This is a genomic window from Devosia sp., from assembly GCF_017307495.1.
GTDB lineage: Bacteria > Pseudomonadota > Alphaproteobacteria > Rhizobiales > Devosiaceae > Devosia_A.
The window spans coordinates 43,258-64,471 of record NZ_JAFKHE010000025.1 but is presented as its reverse complement, the minus strand read 5'-3'; the positions used below and the strand labels follow the sequence as shown (position 1 = coordinate 64,471).

19 protein-coding genes are annotated in these 21,214 nt (G+C 63.9%); 4 read left to right on the top strand and 15 right to left on the bottom strand.

Annotation, left to right across the window (positions count from 1 at the left end):
* Positions 1 to 3 precede the first annotated feature (3 nt).
* The 4 genes from J0I99_RS16100 (at position 4) to J0I99_RS16085 (ending at position 4,255) form a co-directional block, all read left to right on the top strand.
* Positions 4 to 2,010, top strand: coding sequence for a M23 family metallopeptidase (locus J0I99_RS16100; protein ID WP_291398601.1), 2,007 nt, complete (start codon positions 4 to 6; stop codon positions 2,008 to 2,010).
* Positions 2,011 to 2,407: 397 nt separating this feature from the next.
* Entirely contained in the window at positions 2,408 to 3,118 is a 711-nt protein-coding gene (locus J0I99_RS16095) for a L,D-transpeptidase (RefSeq protein WP_291398600.1), read from the top strand.
* Between the two features lie 19 nt (positions 3,119 to 3,137).
* Positions 3,138 to 3,578 (top strand): hypothetical protein, encoded by a 441-nt coding sequence (locus tag J0I99_RS16090; protein ID WP_291390331.1) that lies wholly within the window; start codon positions 3,138 to 3,140, stop codon positions 3,576 to 3,578.
* Between the two features lie 8 nt (positions 3,579 to 3,586).
* A complete protein-coding gene (locus J0I99_RS16085; RefSeq protein ID WP_291390329.1) occupies positions 3,587 to 4,255 on the top strand; it encodes a class I SAM-dependent methyltransferase in 669 nt (222 codons plus the stop codon).
* Positions 4,256 to 4,320: 65 nt separating this feature from the next.
* Here J0I99_RS16085 and J0I99_RS16080 read toward each other — a convergent pair whose 3' ends face one another.
* The 15 genes from J0I99_RS16080 to J0I99_RS16010 all read right to left on the bottom strand — a co-directional run bounded on the left by J0I99_RS16080 (position 4,321) and on the right by J0I99_RS16010 (position 21,185).
* Entirely contained in the window at positions 4,321 to 4,860 is a 540-nt protein-coding gene (locus J0I99_RS16080) for a cytochrome b/b6 domain-containing protein (RefSeq protein ID WP_291390328.1), read from the bottom strand.
* A gap of 48 nt (positions 4,861 to 4,908) precedes the next feature.
* Positions 4,909 to 5,373: a DUF305 domain-containing protein gene (locus tag J0I99_RS16075; protein ID WP_291390327.1), complete on the bottom strand. Its 465-nt coding sequence runs from the start codon at positions 5,371 to 5,373 to the stop codon at positions 4,909 to 4,911.
* 414 nt (positions 5,374 to 5,787) lie between these two features.
* A complete protein-coding gene (locus tag J0I99_RS16070) occupies positions 5,788 to 6,669 on the bottom strand; it encodes a cytochrome c (protein WP_291390325.1) in 882 nt (293 codons plus the stop codon).
* Between the two features lie 2 nt (positions 6,670 to 6,671).
* Positions 6,672 to 7,265 carry a cytochrome c gene (locus tag J0I99_RS16065; protein WP_291390323.1) on the bottom strand — a complete coding sequence of 198 codons (594 nt, stop codon included), beginning with the start codon at positions 7,263 to 7,265 and terminating at the stop codon, positions 6,672 to 6,674.
* A 681-nt stretch (positions 7,266 to 7,946) separates the two neighbouring features.
* Complete coding sequence (locus tag J0I99_RS16060) at positions 7,947 to 9,005, bottom strand: beta-propeller fold lactonase family protein (RefSeq protein WP_291390425.1); 1,059 nt, start codon at positions 9,003 to 9,005, stop codon at positions 7,947 to 7,949.
* Positions 9,006 to 9,077: 72 nt separating this feature from the next.
* Positions 9,078 to 9,977, bottom strand: coding sequence for a ribose-phosphate pyrophosphokinase (locus J0I99_RS16055; RefSeq protein ID WP_291390441.1), 900 nt, complete (start codon positions 9,975 to 9,977; stop codon positions 9,078 to 9,080).
* An 11-nt stretch (positions 9,978 to 9,988) separates the two neighbouring features.
* Entirely contained in the window at positions 9,989 to 12,433 is a 2,445-nt protein-coding gene (locus J0I99_RS16050; RefSeq protein ID WP_291390427.1) for a cation-translocating P-type ATPase, read from the bottom strand.
* 22 nt (positions 12,434 to 12,455) lie between these two features.
* Positions 12,456 to 13,877: a multicopper oxidase family protein gene (locus J0I99_RS16045; RefSeq protein ID WP_291398599.1), complete on the bottom strand. Its 1,422-nt coding sequence runs from the start codon at positions 13,875 to 13,877 to the stop codon at positions 12,456 to 12,458.
* A 29-nt stretch (positions 13,878 to 13,906) separates the two neighbouring features.
* Positions 13,907 to 14,974: a type II glyceraldehyde-3-phosphate dehydrogenase gene (locus J0I99_RS16040; RefSeq protein ID WP_291398598.1), complete on the bottom strand. Its 1,068-nt coding sequence runs from the start codon at positions 14,972 to 14,974 to the stop codon at positions 13,907 to 13,909.
* Positions 14,975 to 15,012: 38 nt separating this feature from the next.
* A complete protein-coding gene (locus J0I99_RS16035; RefSeq protein WP_291390430.1) occupies positions 15,013 to 16,554 on the bottom strand; it encodes a thymidine phosphorylase family protein in 1,542 nt (513 codons plus the stop codon).
* Positions 16,551 to 17,915, bottom strand: coding sequence for an MBL fold metallo-hydrolase (locus J0I99_RS16030; RefSeq protein ID WP_291390431.1), 1,365 nt, complete (start codon positions 17,913 to 17,915; stop codon positions 16,551 to 16,553). The genes J0I99_RS16035 and J0I99_RS16030 overlap by 4 nt, the downstream gene beginning before the upstream one ends.
* An 83-nt stretch (positions 17,916 to 17,998) precedes the next feature.
* Entirely contained in the window at positions 17,999 to 18,274 is a 276-nt protein-coding gene (locus J0I99_RS16025) for a hypothetical protein (RefSeq protein ID WP_291390433.1), read from the bottom strand.
* Positions 18,271 to 18,690 (bottom strand): hypothetical protein, encoded by a 420-nt coding sequence (locus tag J0I99_RS16020; RefSeq protein WP_291390435.1) that lies wholly within the window; start codon positions 18,688 to 18,690, stop codon positions 18,271 to 18,273. Before J0I99_RS16020 ends, J0I99_RS16025 begins: the two co-directional genes overlap by 4 nt.
* A gap of 577 nt (positions 18,691 to 19,267) precedes the next feature.
* Positions 19,268 to 19,942: a DUF6629 family protein gene (locus tag J0I99_RS16015; RefSeq protein WP_291390436.1), complete on the bottom strand. Its 675-nt coding sequence runs from the start codon at positions 19,940 to 19,942 to the stop codon at positions 19,268 to 19,270.
* Between the two features lie 127 nt (positions 19,943 to 20,069).
* Positions 20,070 to 21,185 (bottom strand): HlyD family efflux transporter periplasmic adaptor subunit, encoded by a 1,116-nt coding sequence (locus J0I99_RS16010; protein ID WP_363278175.1) that lies wholly within the window; start codon positions 21,183 to 21,185, stop codon positions 20,070 to 20,072.
* Between the last annotated feature and the right edge of the window lie 29 nt (positions 21,186 to 21,214).

Here is a 21,214-nt window from a genome sequence, read left to right as displayed (position 1 = left end):
ACAATGCGATCATTTGGACTGAGCGATGCCAAGGTGGCCGCGTTTGTGCATCACGGCGGCATTTCGCGGAAGGGCGGAGCGAAAGCTCTGCGCCTCAGCGGATGGATCGATGAGCCCGCGCTGACCCTGAACTCCACGCAGGGTGACCATCCCCACGGGCGCGAGCTGAGCTTCGCCTGGCTCACCGGCACGGTGATGACGGGATTGACGTCGGTCTTGCTCATGGGAGCGGCGCTCTACGTATCTTTCGAGGGCCAGGACACGTTTTCGACGGCCTACGAGGCGCTGCAGCTGATCAACGGCAAGACGGATGATTCCTCGTCTCAGCAGGGCACCAAGGGTGACCGCCGGCGTCCGGTCACCCAAACGAGGTCGGATTACGAGCTCGTCGATGCCTCCATACGCGAACTCACCGGCGATCGGTCGTTGATCCGAAAGCAATCATTCGTGCGTATCCGGGCAACGCTGGCGACCACCGCTACTGCGCTCACGGCGGACGTGCCCGAATATGATCCGGTCGCCATGCTCGAGGCGGATGATCAACCATCGGAGCAGGCGCCAGTCGCCAACCCCGAGATCTATGCGGCCAATATCGAAGGTGAGGTGTCGATCAGGACCTCGGTGTTGCCCAGCGGTTTCGTGCCCAGTCCCGCGATCACCGATGCCAACGCCGCGCAGTTCTCCAAAGAGACTGTCGAGAACCTCTTCGCCGAGGGAGGTGGGGAAGGATTGCTCATGGCCGCCTATGCGCCGGCCCCATCAGGTGTTCGGGACCTGGGCGTCGTCGATGCCGGCCTCAGCGGAGTCGCGGAGAATGTCACGATCCTCGCCAAGACTTCGGCGCGAGACAATCACCTCGGTCGCTCCGAGCGCATCGTAGCGATGCGAGAAGGTGGAGCGCTCAGGGACACGCTGCTCAAGAACGGCTTCGACGAACGCACCTACCCGATGCTGGCGGCCTCCCTTGCCAACGTCATCCCCTCGGAGCTGATGCCAAGAAATGCCCGGCTCCGAATCCTGATGGGCCCTTCCAGGATGTCGGACACACTGATCCCGTACCGGCTCAGCATCTACTTCGCTGACGAGGCCAACGGGGCAATCCGGCACGCCGCCACCGCAGCCTTGACCGACCGCGGCAGCTACGTCCTCGGCCTGCCGCCACCGGACATCGCGTTCCCCGAGGAGGACACTGAACAAGTCAACGTCAACAATCTTCCGACGATCTATCGCGCCATATGGGAGACGGCCCGAAAGCACGATGTCGATGACGCGATCACGCGGCGTGTCGTTGCAATGTTCGCCTACGACGTTGACCTGTCCAAGCGCATATCAGCAGGCGACAGCATCGAGATCTTACAGACCGCTCCCGACGGTTCAGGGCGCAGCGAGCTATTATATGTCGCACTGAAGACCGGAAGCACGTCACGCGAGCTGTACAGGTTCCGTACGGACGAAGGCAGTGTCGATTTCTACGATCCCGAGGGCGAAACCGGAAAGCGTTTCCTGACGCGGCGCCCGGTCAAGGGTGGGGGGCGCCTGGTCAGCCGATTTGGCTACCGCGTGCATCCGATCTTCAAGACGAGAAAGCTGCATACGGGCTCGGACTTCGCGGCGCCGCTGGGAACGCCCATCTATGCCGCGGGCGACGGCGTGGTGGAGCGCGCTCAATGGGTGTCGGGCTACGGCAAGTATGTGCAGCTGAAACACGTCAACGGCATCGAGACCGCCTATGGTCACATGAGCCGCATCGCCGACGGCCTGGAACCGGGGATGCCGGTTCGCCAAGGCCAGATCATCGGCTACGTCGGCTCGACCGGCAACTCGACCGGCAATCACCTGCACTATGAGATCCGCGTCAACGGCCGGCCAGTGGATCCCTTGAGCGTGAAGTTGCCGCGCGACAAGGCGTTGCCCCCACAATACGAGGCGAGTTTCACCCAGACCGTCACCCAGGTACGTGAGCTCATGCAGCGGCCTGCTATTCCCGCTTTGGTGGTGGCCCAGAGATGACGCCATGGGCCGGCTTTCGACGGCTGCTGGCTCGAGGGCACCGATGGTGGTTGGCTTTTGTCATCGCCCTCGTCCTCGTCCTGGCGAGCCTCGCGGTATCGGCCGCAGCCATCCCTGCCTGCGGCGTGCACGACGACTGGCCGACTGCCTCTGAGCCGAATGCTGCCATCGACATCGCCGCGGCAGATGCTCATGGAGCGGGGCAGAACGACTGCGTGCCAGACGCTGTGCTCATCGCTGCGGCGGAACTGGTGCCGCCATCGATGAAACATCGTCAAGACCCATTCCCAACTGTCTCGCCCGAGGGAGTGTCAGCACCTGCAGCTCACGGACCGCCCAGATGTCGGCGGATCCCGTTCACCCCAACGATCAGCCTTTGACGCACCTGGAAGGGCCAATGATGCTCCGCTTCTCTTCACTCCCAGAATCCCCCGTTGTTCAACACGAGCCAACTGACAAGCCCGGTTTGTCCCGCCGCGAGGTGCTCCTCGGCGCGGTCGCACTTGCGGCGAGTGGCTTCTCTCCTCCGTCAGCTGCAAAGGAGCACGTCTCCGAGACGAAGGTGCGGTTCGACGCAAGACTCATATACGCAGCGGTGAACGATGAGCCGTTCCCCATATCGGCCGTGGACCTCAAGAAACTCAGCCCTACATTCTACCGCCAGCTCGTGGACTATGAGACGTCGGAACTGCCCGGAACGGTTATCGTCGATACCCACAACCGGGTCCTCTACCTGACCCAGGAAGGTGGAAAGGCGCTGCGCTACGGCATCGGCGTGGGGAGAGAAGGATTCTCCTGGTCGGGGCGGGGCGAGATCCTGCTCAAGAAGGCGTGGCCAACCTGGACGCCCCCTTCTGAGATGATCAAGCGCCAGCCCGAGCTGGAGCCGTACCGCAACGGCATGCCACCCGGGCCGGACAATCCGCTGGGCGCCCGCGCCCTCTACATCTACCGCGACGGCATCGACACGCTCTATCGGCTGCACGGCAATGGCGATGTCACCTCGATCGGCCGAGCCGTGTCCAGCGGCTGCATTCGGCTGCTCCAGCAAGACATCATCGACCTTTATGAGCGGGTGCCCGAGCACACGCCGATTGTCGTCGCCTAGGACGGGAGCCGCTCAGGGGATGATGAACATGAGCCAACTTGCTAGGAACACGCACCCGCTCGGACCCAAGCTGATAGGAATTGTCGGTGCCGCTGTGGCGTTGGCAATCGTTGTTACCTTCATGTCGGTCCCGTTTCTGGTTCGGCGAGAGCCGCCTGCCATCGGAGATTACCGGCTCGGTGCTCTGATGGCTTCGCCCGACGTCAAGCTGTTCCCGAACGGCACGTTCCTGTTGACGCTGACCTTCAAGGATGGGGCCGGCGAACTGGCGGACGCCAACTCGATCTCGGTGACCGCGCAGATGGCGGGAATGCCGCCGAACTCAATCGAGATCAGCAAGGTTTCGAGGGGCGTCTATCGGGGAGCAGGGCTCTTTCCCATGCCTGGGCGCTGGGTCTTCAGGGTCCAAACACCGGACGGCACCGTCGAGATACCGGCGGGCTCCCCCGGATCGTTCTAGGTGTGGCGATGAAATCTCGCGCGAAGGCCGGTACCCCGGCGCCGATCGACCTCTCTGCCTATCCTCAGGCCTATCTGGTGCCTACGCTGCTGAAGGTTCTGGGAGACTGTCTGACGAATGGCCATGGGGCCGGCCCGATACTCGACCTGGGATGCGGAGACGGTACCCTGGACCGGTTTCTCGAGGCCAAGGGCTACACCATGATTGGAATCGATGCCGACCGGGCAAGGGTACGAGAAGCAAAGAGGCGGGATCCCAAGGGACATTACGTCGTCGGCTCCGCCTACGAAAACCTGCACACCAAGTATGGCACGTTTCCAGCAGTGATCAGCATCGAGGTGATCGAGCATCTGTTCGACCCCCACAGATTTGCCGATACGGTGTTTTCATTGCTCGAGCCGGGTGGGGTAGCGATCATCACGACGCCGTACCACGGCTACGTGAAGAACCTTGCTCTCGCGCTTTCGGGGCGCATGGACCGGCATTTCACGGCACTTTGGCCCGGTGGGCACGTCAAGTTCTGGTCGGTGAAGACCATCTCGGAACTGCTCAGCGGTGCCGGTTTGGCTGTCGAGCAGGTCATCCGCATCGGCCGGGTCCCGCCGTTGGCCCGCTCCATGTTGATTGTGGCGCGGAAGCCGTCGGGCCGGCAGCCCGATGCCGTGCGATTGCATTGAGGGAAGGGAGAAATTGTCGCCAAGGGAATACGGCTTCCGAAACCCTCTATCCTACCAGCGACGGCCTAGGGACGTGATCGGTGTGGTGTCCTGAGCGACATGGCTGCCATCGTACGATCGCCCGGTATGCAGGCGTGGTAGATCGCCAAACCGACATGTCCAATGACCAGCGCCAGAAAAAGCCAGACTGACCATTTGTGCCACAACGCCCAGGGCGCAACTCGAAGCGAGGACAGCACCGGCAGGTCAAGATAGCCGAAGAGAAGCTTGCGCACCGCAAAGGGCGAGGGGCGATAGGCGAGCCATCCTGTTAGGCTCACGCCGAGCGCCACCATGTACAGCATCGCCTGCAGCACGCGCACGACAATCTGTCGGCCAAGCGGACCGCTGTCGAACATGCGGCAGACCAGGCGAGCACCGATCGCGGCGAACACGACGGCTCCCAGGGATATGTGGAAGCCAAGCCAGGAGACGGCGCTTCGGCCATCGCCCATCAGAAGCAGTGAAACGGCGAACTGCACCGCCAGTAGCGGCACAGTCACCCAGTGGAGAAGCCTCAGGGGAATGCTCCATCGATCGGCTTGGCTGGGTGAAGAGGCGGCCATTCCCACGATCCGAAAGCGATGGGGGCGCTTAAGCGCCCCCATCAACAATCACTTCTGCTGCTCGAGCCAGGCGCGCATGTCTGCGATCTCCTGCTCCTGGGCGTCGATGACCTTCTGGGCCATCGTCTTTGCCCATTCGTCGTCGCCGTATTCGAGCTCTGCCTTGGCCATGTCGATGGCACCCTGGTGGTGCGGGATCATGCTGCAGACAAATGCCACGTCGACGTCGCTGACCATAGACGCGGCGGACATGTCCTTGTTCATCTGATCCATGCCGGCCATCATGGCCATGTTGCCTTCGGGCATGCTCATCGTATGGCCCATGCCCATGCTGGGCATTGCCGCGGCGGCCTGCTTGCCGGCTTCGGTCTGGCAGATCTCGGGCAGCGACGTTTCCATCGATCCGCCCATGGCGGACATGTCATGACCGGCCATCGCGTCCTGGGCATTGGCGGAGGACGCTGCCGACAGCATGAGAAGGGCGGCTGAGAGAGCGATAATCGTCTTGGTCATTTTGAGGTGTATCCTGTGCTTGGAGGGAGATTGTTGTTGTCTGTCTATCCGCTTTCGGGGGGCGGTCGATGCCCTTTCTCGGCCGGGCGGTCAGCCGTGTGTCTCCAGGAATGGGCTCGGGCGTCCCGGATGCAATTGTCGATCCCGACAGCGGGTTCCCGAAAATGCAGGCGCAGGGCCCGCTGCCGCAGCATGCCGAAGGGCGATCGGCATCGTTATGGCAACTCGGACCATCGCAGTGTTGCGCCTGGTAGTGGTGGTCAAACGGCCGATCGATCGGCGTCCCCCATGCCCTTGTCGTCATCACCGACATATGAGCGACCGACCCCGCGATCACCAGCGTCAGGAGGACGATCACTCGCCCCCACTGCTGCAGAAGCGGTGGTGCTATGCCAGCGGAAAGCGGACGGGCAGTCATTCATCGAGGTCCAAGAGGTAGGCCGCCATGTCCTCAAGGTGCGATGTCAAAAGAAAGGCGGTGCTCTCCTGTACGACCTCGGTCATCGAACCGCCGAAGGCATCCCCGTTGGGCAGAACCCCCGTCCTCAGGGCAGTAATGAGGTTCTCTTTGGTCCAGCCTCGTGCCCTCAAAGCCTCTGCCGTCAGCGCTGGCGACTTTCCGCCGTCGAGCATCCGGGGGTCGCCTGCGAGACCGTCGCTGTCGTTCAGCCCACCGGCGAGGTTGCGGGGCATGTGACAGGCGGCACAATGCGCCGGCCCCATTACGAGATACCGCCCCACGTTCCAACTGCCGCCTTTGTCGGGTTCGCTCGCGGTCATGTCCGCGCGTTCAAAGAGTGGACGCCACAACCGCAGGCCATCCCTCACGGAGAACGGGAATCCGAGCTCGTGCGGACGCGAGGCCTGTGGCGCCGGTGGGATGGCTTTCATGGCGGCCCACAGGTCCGCCATGTCGCGATCGGTGAGACTGGCATAGAACTCGTAGGGAAACGCCGGATAGTAGGGCTTACCCGACGGCGATACCCCTTGTCGCACAGCCCGCACGAATTGCTCGAATGTCCACCCGCCGATGCCGTGTTCCTTGTCGGGGGTGATGTTCGGCGCGTAGAAAGTGCCGAACTTCGACTTGAGCGGATTTCCCCCGGCCCACGGCTCACCCGACTTGCTGCTGTGGCAGGCGATGCACCCGCTCAGCCGGGCGAGATATGCCCCCCGCTTTGCATCACCCTGAAAGGAAGCGACGGCTTCAGGTGGAGGCAGCGGAAAGTTGAGCGCGAGCGCTGCTCCAGCGCCAAGCAGACCGACGAGCGTACCCAAGATCATGAGCAGCCGCATGCTCACCGCCTGAACGAGGCGTGGCACGAGGAACATGTCGCCGTGATGTCCGCGAAGATTGTTGCGGGATCGCGAGGTCTGAGTTGTATGGAACCGGTGATGACCTCATCTACCGTTGACGCCGTTCGAGACTCGAGTCCCATCAGGACGGCGACGTCGAGTCGCTCCCACTCGCTTGCGGCTGTGGGAGCAGCTGTTGCCGCCGGTTCTGGCTTTTCCGCGGGCGTCGCCGCCGACTTCCGAAGTTCGGCGCCGAGCGCCGCGAGCTGTCCCGCATAGTCGGAGAACTCCTGCCAGCGTTCCCAGATCTGAGGTCGTGCTTCCGATGGCTTGTCCAAGCTGCCCTGGGGGAACAGCTTCGTCATCGCCGGGCCGGCGTGCATCTCGATCATGGATGCGGCCTTGCCCAGGGCGGCCCCGTCCACAGCTCCACCAGCCGAAAGCATAGGCGTAAGCAGCTTGACCTGCTCGCCCAGCATCATCATGCCCATCATTCGCTCACCGACAATCCCTGTCGCGTTCCCATGCGCGAACACGGCGGCTGACAGCATCACGGTCCCGGCTGCCAGCCAGGCGCTCACCAACTTCAATTTCATGATCAAAAGTCCCGTTGACGACAGGCGCTATGGCGCTAGCTTGTCAACGGGCTCCGGGGTGGCGGCGGATCAAAACCGGGTGGCTGGGGCGACACCGGCCACACGTCCCCGGGCTGATAGACCAACCGGCAAGCAAGACGGGCTGTGCATGGCCCGGACGCAAGGATGCCGAGCAAGGGGGCGCCACAATGGACGACGGGCTCGGACGGCGCAGTCGGGGCTTCGACATGGAAGGCGGCGTTTGCTGCAGCCTTCACTTCAACGATAGCAGAGTCAACGCTGAGGGCATGATCCGTGTCCGCGTGAGCCGGGGCGGCGCCCGCCAGAAGCAAGAGCAGTAGCGCGGCCCAGTTCAGCAATTTCACCAGGACGTGGCCCAACCGAATCTACCCGACTCTTTTCGCACAAGTGCGATACAGCCAATAATGTTGGCGCTCGCGTGGCGATCCCGTTCGCGATTCCTCTCAAGTTGCCCCGCGATGGCTAATGAACCGTTAACTCTGCGGATGGCAGCGAGCCGGCGTAGCGGGGATCGGACAGGCTGGTCGGCAGTCGGGCGACAGCGGCCCAGCCCGGGCTCTCTGTTGAACAAGCCTGCAAGGTAGCCAAGCGGTAGATGCGGGCGGCAGGACCGCGCTCCGCACGAGCGGAGCAGGCCTTCCGGCCCGCACCGCAAAGTGCCTAGCGCCCGAACGTCACTCCGTTTGGCCCTGCTCCCACGGCAATGGTGGCGATCACCTCCCAGCTCGGGATTTCGATGACTGAAACTGTGCCGTCAACAATGTTGGTGATGAACGCCAACTGGCCGTTGTCGCTTACTGCGACGCCATGAGCGCCCGTGCCGGTCCGGATGGTCCGGACCACCTGGTTCGCGGCAACATCGATCACCGAAACCGTGTCGCTCGGTTCTTCCTCGGTGCCCTGGTTGGCAACCAGCACGAAGGCACTGTCGGGTGTGGCGTAGACCTGAATCGGGCCGTCGCCGACGGCGATCCGATCGAGAACGGAGCGGTCTGCGGGGTCGATCACTGCGACGCTGTCATCGTCGCGGAGCGACACGAACACGCGAGCGCCGTCGGGCGTGAAGCCGACCTGCACCGGGGCCTTGCCGACCGTGATCTGCTCGATCTCCTTGAGCCCATCGGCATCCAGCACCGAGACGGTGCCGCTCTGGACATTGGCAACGTAGATCTCGTCACCGGCCGGGTTCATTCTCATTCCGTGGGGAAAGCTGCCGGTCGGGATCGTGCCCACCACTGACGCTGTCACGAGGTCCACCACCGTCACCGTGCCGTCTTCGGAATTGGTGACATAGGCACGCTTGCCATCCTTGTCGGCGATGACGTGGGCCGGGTGCTCGCCGACTTCGATTTGGGCCGAAGGGCCGGCCGACAGGTCGTCGGCCTTGAACACAAGCAGGATGCCTTTGGCCTCGCCATCATGGGCGCCCGTGCTGCCATCCATCGTCATCGTCATGGCTTCCGTACCGACTGCCAGGAGGGTCTCGCCATCCGGCGTGATCTGCACGTTGTGAGGAGTGACGGCCGTTCGAACCGTCAAGACCTCGCCCGTGATGAGGTCGATGCGGCTCAGCGAGTTATCGCCTTCATTCGCCGTGTAGACGTAGCCACCGTTCCCGATCGGCGCTGCCGCCTGCGGGGCCGAAGCGCCCATGAACAGAAGGAGTGTGAGGGCGATTGCCCCGGCTGCGGCTCGAGCCGCTGAGGTGTTGATGGACATGGCGCATCTCCGGCTATGCTAGTTTGGTCTGGTCATGGTATCCTGAGCCGCGGCGGGCATCTTTGTCGGAGGTCAAACAAGGTGCGCGCTCCTAAGGCCCGCGACGCCCTCGGCGAGGGCCGGGGCGATGTCGATTGCATTGGTTTCGTGAGTGACCGCGTTGCACGTTGCGACCCAGGCCGCTTGATCCCGCAGTTGAGCAAATGCCTCGGCAGTGAACAGAGCGTGGACCGCGATGCAGATGGGGGCTGAGAGGCCGCTCCCCCGCAGTTGCCGGGCCGCCTGGATCATCGTTTGAGCGGACGAGGCGATGTCGTCGACTAGTACGGGGGTTCGATCCGAAAAGCCGCTCAGGTCCGGTATCGCAATACGGACGCTCCTGTCCCCCAGCCGTTCCTTCGCCAGCACCTTGTAGGGGGCGTTACACAGGCGGGCCACAGTTGCCACCCATTGTTCGCTCTCGCTGTCGGGGCCGATGAGCAACGGGCGTGACACATTGGTCAAGACCCACGCTGCGATCGCGGGAGCCGCTGCCGCAACGCGGGAAGGGACGGTGTACACGGAATCGAGCGAGCCATAGCGATGCAGATGCGGATCGACCGTCACCAGCCAGTCGATCTCGGCTGAGAGCACCCGGCCGAAGGTCGCCGAGGTGATCGCCTCGCCAGGATGGAAGCTCCGGTCTTGCCGGAGGTAACACAGGTAGGGCGCAATCAGCCCGACCCGGCTGGCGCCGAGCTCCTTTGCCGCTGACGCGGCAAAGAGGAGCGGCAGGAACTTGGGGTCCGGGCGGTCGAGGGTGCAGACCAGGGCCACCGATCGTCCTTCCGGCGATCGGGTGAACCTGAGATAGGTCTCCTCGTCCGGAAAGCGGCGTGTCTCGATCTCGCAGACCTCGGCCTCGAGAAGATCGGCCAGCCGGCTCGCCATCGTTTCGTTTCCCGGCAGAGGTACGAGGACGGGCGGTTCCACATCTGGTGCAATCAAGGCGTAGCCCCCACTGCAGCCTCGTCCGCCAAGGAGACCGGTTCGTCCCGGCGCCGGATGCCTTCGAGCCTGGTGCGCTTCAGCATGAGCGCGTTGATGGCGACGAGGGCGGAGCTGCCCGACATGGCCAGTGCCGCGACCTGCGGACTGAGCAGGAATGGGAAGAACACCCCTGCGGCGATGGGGAAGGCGATGACGTTGTAGCCGGCCGCCCACCAGAGGTTCTGGTGCATCTTGCGCAGCGTCGCCCTGGAGAGGGTCATCGCGCCCACAACGTCATAGGGATCGCTCTTCATCAGCACGACGTCCGCGCTTTCGATCGCGACGTCGGTGCCGGCGCCGATGGCGAAGCCGACATCGGCCTGCGTCAGGGCCGGGGCATCGTTGACGCCGTCGCCAACCATGCCGACCTTCAGCCCCTGAGCCTGCAGCTCCTTGATCTTTGCAGCTTTTTGTCCCGGCAGTACGTCGGCAAGGACGATGTCTATGCCCAGCTCGCCGGCAATGCGTTTTGCCGTTCCGGCATTGTCGCCGGTGAGCATTGCCACGCGTACTTTCTGCTCGTGGAGCTTGGCGATGGTGGCGACGGCGGTAGGGCGGGGAGCGTCGGCGATGGCGATCAGGCCAAGCAGGTTGCCTGACCTCGCAACGTGAATGACGGTGCGTCCCTCGCCTTTGAGTGCCTCCGCCCTCGCTCCGAGCTCGAGGAGGTCGACCTTTTGTTCTTCCATCAAACCTCGGTTGCCAAGATACACAGGATCGCCGCCGACCCTGGCGGTGGCTCCCTTTCCTTCGATGTTGAGAAAGCCCGAGATAGTGGGGATGGTGAGGCCCTCGGCCTTCTCGACGATTGCTACTGCGAGCGGGTGATCCGACCCACGCTCGACGGCGGCCGCCACCGCCAGAACTTCTTCCACAGTGATGCCTGGCGCGGCTGCCACGTCGACAACCTTCGGCTGCCCCATGGTCAGCGTGCCGGTCTTGTCGAAGACCATCACGTCGAGCTTGGTGGCTTCCTCGAGGGCCGCTGCGTTCTTGAACAGGATGCCGTTCGACGCGCCCAGTCCTGTGCCAACCATCACCGCCATCGGCGTGGCGAGCCCCAGGGCGTCGGGGCAGGCGATGACGAACACGGTGATGGTGAGGGTGAGGGCGAACAACAGGGTCTGGCCGATGACCCAGAACCACACGGCGAAGGTCGTAAGGCCGATGACGATGGCGGCAAGAACCAGCCACTGCGAGGCCCGGTCCGCCAGCAACTGGGCCGGGGCCTTGGAGTTCTGCGCCTCCTGGACCAGCTTGACGATCTGCGCCAGGGCTGTGTCTGCGCCCACCTTGGTCGAGCGGTAGCGCAGGGTCCCGCTCTTGTTGATCGTAGCGCCGATCACCTGGTCGCCGACCTTCTTGGTGACGGGCATGGACTCGCCGGTCAGCATCGACTCATCGATCGTCGACTCGCCTTCGATCACCTCGCCGTCGACCGGCAGCTTGTTCCCCGGCCGCAGGACGACGATGTCGCCCAGGACAACCTCGGACGTCGCGATCTCGATCTCCTTGCCGTCGCGCAGCACGGTCGCCTTTGGCGGGGCCAGGTCGAGCAACGCGCGGATTGCCGCCGATGCGCCGGCGCGGGCCCGCATCTCGAGCCAGTGCCCCAAAAGGATGAAGACGAGGAGCACGGCCGCCGCCTCGTAGAACTGTTCACCGTCGAAGAAGAACGTCGCGCCGACACTGAAGAGATAACCGGTCCCGACGCTAAGGACGACGAGCACGGCCATGTTGAGCACCCCGTTGCGAAGGGCGCGCCACGCCGCAACGAGGAAGGGCCAAACGGGGTAGAGGATCGCCGCGCTCGCCAGGATGAACATCGTCAGGTTCATGCTGAGGCCGAAGGGTGGCTGGATCAGCGGCTGGGCAAGGCCCATCGGATCGAGCAGGAAGATCGGCACGGTAAAGATGAGGCTGACGACGAAGCGGTTGCGCATGTCGCGCACCATGTCCTGCATGTCCATGCCGGCGCCGTGCCCCATTTCATGGGCCATCGCGTCATGTGGCGGCTTGGCTGCGGCCGGTGTCGCCGCTGGTGGATGACCCTGATGAGCGGAATGATCCTCACCCATTGCGGCGGGTGTGCCTGCGGCATGCGCCTTGTGGTCCGAATGCGAGGCAGCTTTGGGGCCACCTACTGGCACGACCGTGCTGTCCGGCACGCAGACGTGCCGCGGCGCCGTCTCGCCGCGGCAATGAAAACCGCACGCCATGATCTGCTCGGCCAGCTGCTCCGGGCTCGTCTTTGCCTCGTCATAGTGAATGCTGGCAGTGCTCGAGCCGGCATTCATTGCGACGTGGTGTACTCCGGGGAAACCCGTCAGCCGTTTCTCGACGACAGCAAAGTCCAGGATGCTGGTGAGATCGGCGACCTCGAGCGTAGCGGTTTTCATGTCTTGCATATCCCTGTGTTAGTCAGACCCGGTAGCCGAAGGTCGACATCATCCCGGCGGCCATGTGGTAGAGGTGGTGGCAATGGAATGCCCATTGGCCCTGGTTGTCTGCCTCAACGGCGATCGTGACCGAGCGTTGGGGCGGAACCAGCACGGTGTCGCGAACGGCACCGGCGAAGCGCCGCCCGTCGATGGCGACGACCTGGAAGTGATGGCCGTGCAGGTGCATCGGGTGGGCCATCATCGTCATGTTGGTCATCTTGATCTCGATCCGGTCACCCAGGTCGGCAAGGATCGGCTGATCGAGTCCCAACCCCCATTTGTAGGCGGTCATGTCGCCATTAAGGGTCATCGCGAAGGATTTGTCAGCGGTCCGTTCAGCCAGCGGCGCGAGTGACCGCAACTCGGATTCGAGGACCAGATCGAGCACCGGCCCCGCTTCCGTTCCCTGCATCGCGACCTTGGTCACCTCAGCCCCGACTGGACGGAGAATAATGCCCGTTCGATGCGGACTCCCCTCCCGCAGGGCAAGAATCGGGAACGATTTCGCCTCGTCCGGCAGTTCGAGACGAATATCGACACGTTGTCCCATGCTGAGGGGGAAGCGCCGGCCCTTGATGGGCTCGATGGCCTGGCCGTCGACCGCGATCAGTTCGCCTTCCAGTTCTCCGGTATCAATGGTGAATGCCGTAGCTGTAGCGCCATTGATAATCCGTAACCTGACCCGACCGCTGCGCTCCACTGCGACGATCTCCGGGTTGTCGAGCGTCCGGTCGTTGGCAAGATAGGCGTCGTATTCAATATCGTTCAGATCCATCGTCGCGCCGCCCGCGGACATATCCATGCTGCCGTGTGCGCCATGATCCATGTCCATGCCCGACATCGGCTCCGAGGCGGTGGCTGCCGGGACCAGGCCGGCCAGCAACTCCTCGGGGGTCTTGAACGAGAAGTCGTGCAGCAGGATGACGACTTCCTGTTCATCCCGGCCATCATCGGCGGGATCGGCGACGATCAGCGGCGCCGCCAGCAGAGCCTGTTCCTGCAATGTGTGGGCGTGCATCCAGTAAGTTCCGGGCCGCCCGACTGGAAAGTCGAAGGCGCGTTCGGAATTGGCGGCCATCAGCGGCAACGGCGCATCCGCGACCCCGTCGCTGGGCCAGGGCGGGGTTAGCCCATGCCAGTGGATGATCGTCGGCTCCGCAGTCGCGTTGCGCAGTAGCAGGTTGAACGCATCGTCTGCCCGGTAGCGCAGTCCCACCGAGCCGTCGGGCTGCTGCAGGCCGAATACGCTGGCCGCCTTGCCGTTCACCTCGATCGTGCGGCGAACAATGGTGAGAAGCTTCGGTTCTGGGCCGGCGGCGACGGCATACCGGCTCAGTGCCAAGGGCAGCGATAGAGCAGCGGTGCCGGCGACTGCTCCAACAAGAAATTCACGACGTTTCATGGTCAGTCTCCTTGAGAAGAAACGAAGATTCATGCGATCGTGGCAGGCTCGTGCCGGATTGCTGCGACCAGCCGGCCAATGCCGAGGCTGGCGTCAGTGATCGCCATCGAACGGGAGGGCTCTGGTTCAAGCGCGCAGATCGCGCGGATGGCATCGATCGTCTCTGGAATGACGATCGCCTGGTTGTCCACCATGTAGGCATAGAAGAGCTCGTCGCCGCGCACCGTGACCATGTCTTCCCACAGTGCCACCTCGTAGAGGTCGCCGCGCGGGCGGCCGATATCCAGCATCCATTCCTTGACGGCGTTGAGCGCCCCTAAGCCTCGGTCGCCACGGATCAGGGCGATGCGCGCGGAGCCGCGAAAGGCCTCAAGAACCTCCTCGCGAGTGCTGCTTCGCGTCAGCCGGACGTTCCAGTAGTGCAGGTGACTGAGCGTCTCCGGGACCTTGACGGCCATCGTGACCACGTCGAGCTCCGGATCGACGCTCTGAGCGTCGGGCCCTTGGTGGCTCGGAATGGCCGGCTCGGGTACCAGCGTGTTCATGATACCGCTCTCGTGGCTCTCCCATGGATCGGTTGCGCGCCGCAGAAGGGTGCCGCGCGCCGAAACCAGCAGGCCGGCGGCCTTGAGAGCGGTTAGGGTGCGAACTACCGACGTGGTGTTGCAGGAAACCACACGTGTGCTGTCTCGACCGACGGCGGCGGCATAGGACGATTCGGCAACGAACGAATGGCCGGTTACCGCATGCTTTTCGCCGCCCTGCAGGATAAACTTGAGCCCCTTGGCGCGGTAGGTGGTGACGTTCTCGGCGGCGACGCGCTTGGGCGTGCAATCCACCACGACATCGGCCTGTTCGAGCAGTGCTGTCAGGGTGCCGCGGGGTTCGAGCCCTGCTGTCCTCAAGGCGCCTACCGCAGCCTCATTCGCACCGAAGAGGTCGAACCCCTTCTCGGCCGCGACCTGCATCCGCCAGTCGGCCGTCACGTCGGCAACGCCGGCGACATCCATGTCGGGTTGCAGGCGCACCGCGTCGGCCACGCGCTTGCCGATGACGCCGTAGCCATTGATTGCCACGCGGACTCTGGGTCGGTTCATCGACGTTTCTCCTCATGCCATTGGAAACAGTGTTGTGCTCAAGCTCCGCCGACCCCCACGATGTCCGGTTTGGCGGCGACGTAATCCAGGGAGTATTCGATCTCCCCCGGGGTCTCCGCGTGGATGGTGTAGAGCGGCTGCCCGGACGAGACCTCGTCACCAAGGCGTACATGCATTTCGACACCTGCCGACTTGGATCCGGGCGCGCCGGCGAGCTTGGCGACGCGTGCGATCCTGCGGTTGTCGATGGAGGTGACGCGGCCATAGGACAGAGCCGTCAGTGAATGCTGATAGGGTGCGGTCGGCGGGGTGCGCAGACCGCCCTGTGCCTCGCAGATCGCCTGGAATTTTGCCCATGCCCGGCCATTCGCAACGGTCTGCGCCGCGATGACCACCCCTTCACCAGGCGATGCCTTGCCCGACAGTTCGAGCACTGCTCCAGCGAGAGCGCACGCCCGCGCACGCAAGTCCTCCGGGAAGCCCGGCGTCTGCTGCAGGACCGCCAGGACATCGCGACCCTCGAGGGCGGGTCCGATGCCTCTGCCGACCGGCTGGGTGCCGTCCGTGATCACCACCCTTGTGGCAATGCCGAACTGGTCGGCAACCGCGGCCAGCCGGCCGGCGAGAGCCTCGCCAGCCGCGGCAGTGCGCAGCTTTGCCGTCGGCCCGACCGGAATGTCGAGGACAAGGTGAGTAGCCCCTGCAGCAATCTTCTTGGAAAGGACGGAGGCGACCAGTTGCCCTTCGGAATCGAGGTCGAGCACCCGCTCGACGCGGATCAAGAGGTCGTCGGCGGGGCTCAAGCCCACCGCTCCGCCCCAGACGACGCAGCCGCCCTCCCGTTCGACCACCCGGCGTATGGCCGGCAAGTCCAGGTCGACAGGCGCCAGCGTCTCCATTGCATCGGCAGTGCCCGCTGGCGAGGTGATCGCGCGCGATGAGGTCTTGGGCATCGTGAGCCCCAGCGCGGCCGCAATCGCGACGACGATCGGCGTCGTCCTGTTGCCGGGCAGACCGCCGACACAGTGCTTGTCGACGATCGGGGTGTTCGGCCAGGTAAGCGTTTCGCCCAGATCGACCATTACCCGGGTGAGGGCAACCGTCTCGGCTTCGTCCAGCGGAAACGACGACCCGGACACGAGGTAGGCGGTCGTCTCGACGCTGGAATACCTCCTGGCCGCCACGTCATCCAGTATCTCGCGGAACTGGCCGGGCGACAGCCGGTTGCCGAAGATCCTCGAGCGCACATGAGCAAAGGACGTCAAGGGATCGGGGTGGTGCACGGTGATCGGGTTGCCGTGCACCACACCCAATAGGCTCCATGCGGCTTCGGACAGTCCCACTTCGTCAACGGCGACGAGATCCGACGAGACCTGATAGAGCGTCGCTACGACAGTGCGATCTCCTGATCGCAGCAAGACCCGCGAGCGGGAGGACAGACCTTCCGAGCGGCAGACATGGCAGTCGGTGCGCATGAACGCCACTGGCTCGTCCAGGGTGTGGATGCCGAGCGGCCGCGCCCGGAGGGGCATCGGCGAGATTCTCGTCCTGTGCTCCGGGTGTGCGCCGACGTTGGTCATTCGAGCACCGCCCGTTCCAGGTGCCCCGGAATCCTGCAGGGCCAGCCGAGCTCTCCTTCGATCCTCTGGCGCAGGGCTTCCGAAGCCTCCGGTTCCCCGTGCGATATGAAGGTCATGCGCGGCGGCGCCTTGAAGCCGCCGAGCCAGCGCAGGATTTCGTCGGCATCGGCATGCGCCGAAAGCATTGAGAGGTTCTCGACCTCAGCCCTCACCGGCACGAACTCACCGTGGATCTTGATGCTGTCGACGCCCGCAATCATGGCGGCACCGCGGGTGCCTGCGGCCTGGAAGCCGGCAAAGAGGATCGTGTTGCGCCGGTCTGGGGCATAGCGCTTGAGGTGGTGCAAGACACGCCCGCCTGTCGCCATGCCGCTCGCCGAGATGACCACCTTGGGTACGGGATTGTTGGTCAGGGCCTTGGATTCGTCGACCTCGCGAACATAGTGGGCGATGTCGCACGCCTTGATGCAGGCTCCGGCCGGCAGCCGATGATCAGCGAGATGCGTGCACAGCATCTCACTGGCATTGATCGCCATTGGGCTGTCGAGGAAGATCGGCACGTTGCCGATCCGACCCGCGGTGCGCAGGCGCTCGAGGTGATAGAGCAGCGATTGCACCCGGCCGACTGCAAACGCTGGGATGACGACTGTGCCGCCCCGCGCCGTCGTGCGGTTGATCACTTCGGCCAGCGCGTCCTGCGGGTTGCGCCGGTCGTGGCGGCGGTTGCCGTAGGTGGATTCGACGATGAGGTAGTCGGCCGATGGCACCGGCTCGGGATCGAGCATCATGGCATCGTCGAACCTGCCGAGATCGCCCGAGAATACGGTCTTGATGCCGTTCCAGTCGCATTCGATGGTCGCGGCTCCCAGGATGTGGCCGGCGTGGCGCAACTGGACCGTCGGCCCGCCATCGATCTGGTGCGGCTGGTGGAAGGGCACCGGCGAAAAATGCGGCAGCGCGGCCTCGGCATCCTTGAGGGTATAGAGCGGCAGGGCCGGGTGGTGCTTCGAGAAGCCGTGCCGATTGGCGTAGTCGGCATCCTTCTCCTGCAGGAATCCGCTGTCACGCAGCAGGATCTCGCACAGTTCCATGCTGGCGTGGGAGCAGTAGATCCTGCCGGCGAAGCCATCGCGCACCAGTGCCGGCAGGTAGCCGGAGTGATCGATGTGCGCGTGGGTCAGAAGTACCGCGTCGATGCTGTTCGGCGGCACCGGGAAGGGAGCCCAGTTTCTCAACCGCAGTTCCTTGAGGCCCTGGAACAGGCCGCAGTCGACGAGGACCCGGCGGCTACCGGTCTCGAGCAGGAATTTCGACCCCGTGACGGTGCCCGCACCACCAAGGAACGACAGGGACAAGCTCATAGTTTTTCGACCTTCGAGTGGATTGCGATTGGCAAGGCAGCCCCAGAGAGGCGGGGACTGCCCCAGCCCGGTCTCGCATCTGATCAGAGTCCTCTTGCCGAGATGGCGTTGTGGACCGAGGCAAACACCGACCCGACGATGCCGCCGAACACCAGGCTGAAGAATGAGCCTTCCAGCCAGGCCTGCGGCGACGTCACTGGAGCAAGGGTGAACAGGCTTATCCAGGCATGCGTCGCCTGAATGCTGGGTGCCAACAGCGCGGTCAGAGCGCAAAGCAGGAACAGCACGACCAGCGCGAGACCGCCCCCGATTGAGCTCCCGAGCCGCGACAGAGTGCGCCTTTCGATGAGGTTGATCATGGCGAGGCGCCTTCAGCGGGCAGGTCGGGTCCCATTGGCGCCGCGCCCGACCGCATCTGCTGCATCTGCTGCATCTGCTGCATGAGCTGCATCTGCATCATCTGCATAGATTGCATCATCTGCATCATTTGCATCATCTGCATGGACTGGGCGTCGCCGGATCCGGACTGCATCATCATCTTCATCATCGACATCATGTCGGGGCAGGCCGACATGTCGGACCCAGGCGTAGTGGTGGCCGGCATCCCGGCCGACGGCGCAGCATCAGTGCCCACGACGGCGGGTGCGGTCTCGGTGCCCTCGACGGCCGGCGCTGCCCCGGTTGCCTCCGGATGGTGCGGGTCGGTCTGGGCCAGTGCCGGGCTGGCAAGCCCGACGACGATCGCCGCGACGAAAAGGGATCTGAGTGAGCGCATGGAAGCCTCCTTTGCTTGAGACAGAGAGTGTCGGTGAGGATAGGTTACCCACTGGCCGGCCCCGAACGATCAGGCGCCGGCGAAAGGGTAGTGCGGCTAAGGCCGGTGGTCAGGCAGCAGAGCGGGGCGGCCGGCGGCTGGCCTGGGGATCATGCCCCACGAGGATGCTCGTTGGCTCAGCCAGCCACTCGGCGTGGTCGAGTCTGCGGATGGTCTCAAGCGAGGCGCCGGGCTGGACAAGGGCAGCGAGGCTGCAAGATCCGGCCATCATGTCGGTGCAGCACGCCGCTGCGCTAGGCACACAACTACGATCCTGACAGGCAGCATCGACAACAACGGGAGCCGCTTCGGCAGTCTGATGGAGGTCAGTCAGTGCCGTGCACGGAATGGTGCCCCCAATCGCAGCCGAAACCCCAAACGCCAAGCCCAGACCCAACAGCAGGGCCGTCAACAAGGCTCGGATCTGGAAGAGCAGTCGGTTCATAGAGGTAACCTTACCCATGACTGGGCAAAGAGGTTATTGATCGAGATCAAACCCTCTGCATGGCACGTCCTGCGCATTCGGCTCGGCGGCTCGCTAGACCGATGACCGCACCGCGGCGTCCCGTTTTTGCAAGATCGCGAACACCAGGTAGAGCGAGGCAAGGGCGCCGCCGAAGCAGAAAACTGATATGTGCGCATACTGGAAAAAGGCGTAGGTCACGGCCAAGACGCCAGCGATAAGGAGTCCAAAAACCCTGACATGTCGGTCGCGCGATATCAAAAGGGGCGTAACGACGAAGAACACATAGATGCCGTATGTAAACTCGCGGGCCATGATGAAGTCGAGCAGCTCGGTGGTGTCGTAAACGATCGCCCGTTCGAGAAACCGGATCGCCAGCCAGCCATCGTGCGCAAAATACGGCACGTACAGAAGGCCCCCCAACATCGCACCGCCGATCACAAAAGCCAGATACAGAAGCCGCCTTCCGCCCGTCTCGACAAAGAGTCCGGAGATGGGAACCCAAACCGGCCACGCGATCCACGCAAAGAACATGTAGGCCAGCGAATTGCCTGCAAGTGAGGCTGGGTCCCCAGCGGCGCCGGCAAGCCAAACCATACCTTCGAAATACTGCTGGAGGCCGAACAGCACCGGCAGCGCAGCCAGAGCGAGAAAGCGTCGGTCAAATCTGAAGGCGCGGCTCACCGTGTATGCGCCTGTCGGAACGAGAGCTGCTGCGGCGACGAAACTGACGGGGGCGGACAGGCACATCTTCTTGATACTCGGAGAGCGGATGAGCGATCACCCTAGCCGGGGGGTTTCAGCGGCGCCAGCGTCGAACTGGGGCCGTCCGAGCGTCAACCTCAGTATAAAGAGGGCTCGGGCAACTGAAGTTCCGCTACTGAACCTGCCTTTGGGCAATCGCCGTGCCGTCGATGATGCGATCGCTCGGATGCAGGACCACGACATCGCCCTCTGCAAGCCCGGACAGGACTTCGGCCGATCGTTCGTTCCGGTGTCCGATTTGGACCAAGGTGGCCTGAGCTCGACCGTCACGCAGCGCGAAGACCGCCCAATCGTCGCCTTTCCTGAACAGGGCGGCGACAGGGACGGTCAATGTCCTGTCCGCGCTCCACAGAGCCACGTGCACGGTGACGCGGAAATCGTTGCCAAGGGCCGACCACTTCTCTGGCGGATCGACCAGGTCGATCAGCGTACGCACGCGCAGCTCCTCGATCCCAAGTGCCGACACCTTGGCGAAGCCGTCCGGCTCGATGCGGGTGACGCGCCCGCTCAGCGGAGGGCCGCCCCATTCGTCGATACGGACGGCGGCCCCCGGCCCGATCTGCACGGCGTCGGTGGAGAGCAGGTCGGCAACGATCTCCAGGTCGCGCGGATCGCCGATCTCGAGAATCGGCGCACCGGCCGCCAGCACGCCTTCGCTCTGCTGAAGAATGCGGAGCACCACCCCGGTCGCCGGGGCGGTGAGCCGAATGCAGCAGGCAGGATCGGCCGACGCATCGTCATCGCCTGGCTCCATCAGGCGCGCCCGCGCGGCTGCCTGCTCGCTTTGCCGGACCTGCAGCTGCGCCCTTGCACTCTCGAGGGCGGCTTCGTTCACGGCCGCTTCGGTCTGGGCGGCCTCGAGCGCTTTTGAGGGGATCGCGTTGGTTGCCGCGAGGGATTGCGCCCGCTCGAGTTCGTCGCGCGAAAAGGCCAGCAGCGCCTCGATGCGCCGCACCTCGGCCTCGGCCAGTGTGACGGCTGCTTCGGTGGCAGCCGATACGGCCTGGAGCTCTTCACGCGAGCGAATGTCGAGCAATCCCGGTTGCATGGGCTGCAGGACCGCCACGACCGTTTCGCCGGCGATCACCTGGTCGCCGACGTGCAGCGAAGTATCCTCGTGGCTGCCCGATGGGCTGGAGATGCGAAGAAGCTTGCCGGTGACCGGGGCCGACACGGTGTAGACATGGCGCAGACTGGTCCGCGCCTCGTCGTCGACGGTCACTTCCATTGGCCCCAATGTCACCGACGCGAGGTCGA